The sequence below is a fragment of the Streptomyces ureilyticus genome (assembly GCF_011045025.1).
In the GTDB taxonomy this organism is placed as follows: Bacteria; Actinomycetota; Actinomycetes; order Streptomycetales; family Streptomycetaceae; genus Streptomyces; species Streptomyces ureilyticus.
This window is the reverse complement of sequence record NZ_JAAKZX010000405.1, coordinates 1-3,003: the sequence shown is the minus strand read 5'-3', so window position 1 is coordinate 3,003 and position 3,003 is coordinate 1. Positions and strand designations below refer to the sequence as shown.

The 3,003-nt window shown below is 72.0% G+C and carries 3 protein-coding genes; all 3 read right to left on the bottom strand.

All coding sequences use genetic code 11. The features are described from left to right. Positions 1 to 1,300, bottom strand: a 1,300-nt coding sequence (locus G6048_RS47485; protein WP_235991140.1) for an AMP-binding protein, incomplete at its 3' end; no start/stop codon positions are given. 29 nt (positions 1,301 to 1,329) lie between these two features. Beyond that, positions 1,330 to 2,154 carry an SDR family oxidoreductase gene (locus G6048_RS47480; RefSeq protein WP_165345815.1) on the bottom strand — a complete coding sequence of 275 codons (825 nt, stop codon included), beginning with the start codon at positions 2,152 to 2,154 and terminating at the stop codon, positions 1,330 to 1,332. A 44-nt stretch (positions 2,155 to 2,198) separates the two neighbouring features. Further along, positions 2,199 to 2,909: a thioesterase II family protein gene (locus G6048_RS47475; protein WP_165345814.1), complete on the bottom strand. Its 711-nt coding sequence runs from the start codon at positions 2,907 to 2,909 to the stop codon at positions 2,199 to 2,201. Positions 2,910 to 3,003: the final 94 nt, after the last annotated feature.

The window sequence follows — 3,003 nt, the reverse complement described above, 5'->3', positions numbered from 1 at the left end:
TTCCGGATGCGGGTGATGATCGCGCTGGTGCGGCCCAGGCGCGCGGCGGCCACGGCGACGTTCGCCGCCGAGCCGCCGCCGGGAACTCCGCGAGGCGGGTGATCACGACGCCCAGGCCCGCGTCCTGCGCGGTGTGGGCCAGCCGCTCCGCGGGGTAGGCGGGGTCGACCGGGACATAGGCCGCGCCCGCCTTCAGTACGGCCAGGAGCGTGACGACCAGTTCGGCGGTGCGCTCCAGGCAGACGCCCACCCGGTCGCCGGGGGTGACACCCCGGGCGCGCAGGCCCTGGGCCAACTTGGCCGACCGGGCGTCGAGTTCGCTAAAGGTGAGGCTGGTGGCGCCGTCGGTGAGAGCGATGCGATCGAAGTTGGTCGCGGCGACCCGGGCGAAGGCGTCGGGGATGGTCGTGGGGGTCGTGGTCAGGGAGCGGGGCGGTTTGCCCAGGGCCGCGATGCGGGTGCGTTCGGCGGTGTCGAGGAGTTCGACGTCGGTCAGGGGGATGTGGGGGGAGTGCAGGAGCTGGTGGTGTATGTGGGTGAGGTGGCGGGTGAACTGGGTGGCGATCTCCGGGGAGATGTGGCCGCCCAGGTGGTCGCAGCGCAGGTGGGTGCCGCGGGAGTCGCGGATGACGGAGATGGTCAGCGGGAAGGACGGGGCCAGGCAGGCGGTGTACTCGTCGGGGAGAAAGCCGTCGGTGAAGAGCAGTCCGGTGAGGGGGGAGCCGTCCGTGGGGGTGGGCTTCAACTCGCCGAGTGTGGGGGCGGGTTCGCAGGAGAAGGTGCCGTGGTCCGTGCCGATGACGGGGGTCGTCCCGGGTTCGTAGCGGCGCAAGGTGACATAGAGGGCAGTGAGCCAGCCGGCCTCGTCGCCCACCTCGTCCAGGGGGACGGTGTGGCAGTGGACGGCGGTGTCGTCGCCGGGCAGGCCCCAGGCGGGAACCGGGACTGGGGTGACGGCGGGAGCGCTCACCGGCGTTTGCGGGGTGCCGCCCCGGTGGCCCGAGGTCTCACGGCCGGGTGCGGACGCGGCGGTCTCCGTCGCGGTCAGGCCGGTCAGGGCCGTGCTGCCCCACCGGTTCCGATGGGCCACGACGATCAGGTCGCAGGAGCCGTCGGTGTAGCGCAGCAGCACCCGGCGCAAGTCCTTGGCAGGACGGGCCAGTTCTGCGCTGCGGCGGTGTTCGGCCAAGGGGTGGGACGACGGGACGGGGACGTCCTCGATCCACAGGTCGGATGGGTCGGCCAGGGCGGGGACCTCCTCGAAGCGGAGGCGCAGGGCGTGGCAGTGGGGGGCGGACAAGGCGCGTACTCCTTGGTGTTCGCGGGGCGTCAGCGCGCGCTGAAGCCGCCGTCCACGGTCAGGACGGAACCGGTGATCTGGCGGGACTCGTCGGAGGCGAGGAAGACGACGGCGGAGGCCACGTCCTCGGGCTCGATGAGGGCGTTCATGGGCTGGGCCTCCACGAAGGTCTTCTCGTGTTCGTGGATGGGGACTTCGAGCGCCCGGGCGATCTCGGCGAGCATGCGCCCCTCGGCGGTGGCGTCGTCGCGGACGGAGCCGGGGCAGACCGCGTTGACCCGCACCTTCGTCGGGGCGTAGTCCAGGGCCGCGGCCTTGGTGAGGCCGACCACGGCGTGCTTGGCGGCGACATACCCGGCGAAGTGGCGGTAGCCGACCAGGCCGGCGGTGGAGGCGATGTTGACGATGCTGCCGGAGCGGCGGGCGCTCATGGCCTTGCCCACCTCGCGGATCACCCGCCAGGCCCCGGACAGGTCCACGTCGATCATCAGCGACCACTCGTCCTCGCTGATCTCATGCACCGGCTTGCCCGACGGCGCGGCGATCCCGGCGTTGTTGACGGCCACGTCGATCCGGCCGAAGCGGTCCTCGGCGCGGGTCACCGCCCCTCGCACGGCTCGCGTGTCGCGGATGTCGGCCTCGGCGGTGAGCACGGCGGCGCCCACCTCCCGGCACAGGGCGGCCGTGTGCTCCAACTGGCCGGGCGTGCCCAGCGGGTAGGGCACGCCCGGCACGTCGGCGCAGATGTCCACCAGGGTGAGGTCGGCGCCCTCGGCGGCACAGGCGACCGCCGTGGCTCGGCCGAGTCCGCGCGCGGCGCCGGTGAGCAGGACCGACTTGCCGTGCAGACGCATGGGAGTACTCCTTGGGATGAGTGAGGGAAGGGAGAGGCGCGCGGTTACAGCACCGTCGAGACGATCAGGCGGACCAGGGCGGAGGCCGTGTCCGTCAGGTACATGTGACCGCCGAGGACCTCCACGTGTTCGAAGTCGCGGGACGCTACCTTGCTCCAGGACTCGGCGTCGTCGTAGGAGACCAACTCGTCGTCCTCGCCCCGGATGACCGTGAGAGGGGCGTCCAGGGGGAGGTTGGTGCTGGGGGTGTAGCTCTCGTGTATCTCCACGTCGGCGCGCAGTGAGGGGAGGATCATCTCGCGCATCTCCGGGTCGTCCAGCGCGGGATGGTGGTAGCCGGCGAACTCGGCGACCCGGGCGAGGAACGCCTCGTCGGACAGGCCGGTCGCGTGCTGCTCGCGGCCCCGCGCCGGTTCCGGGGAGCCGCTGACGAACAGGTGGGCGAGCTCGACGCCGGGCTCGGCGACCAGGCGATGGGCGAGTTCGTAGGCGAGCACGGCGCCGAGGCTGTGACCGAAGAGGGCCACCCGGGCACCGTCGCCGCCGAGGTTTCCTCTCAGCTGGGCCAGCAGGCCGTCGACCGCCTGGTTCGCCTCGCGGTACGGCTCCTCGTCGATCAGGCGTTCCCGGCCCGGGAGTTGCAGGGGGACGATCTCCAGCGAGTCGCCCGCCAGGGCCGTCCAGGGGCGGTAGAACGAGGCGCCCGCTCCGGCGTAGGGGAGGCAGACCAGCTTGGTCGTGTCATGGGACGTCATGGGTGCGTATTTCTCCTTGTCGTGCTAGGGCCTGTCCGGCGGATCAGGTCGCAGGAAATCGGCGGCGCCGAATGAGCGCCGGTGAGCCGGGGGG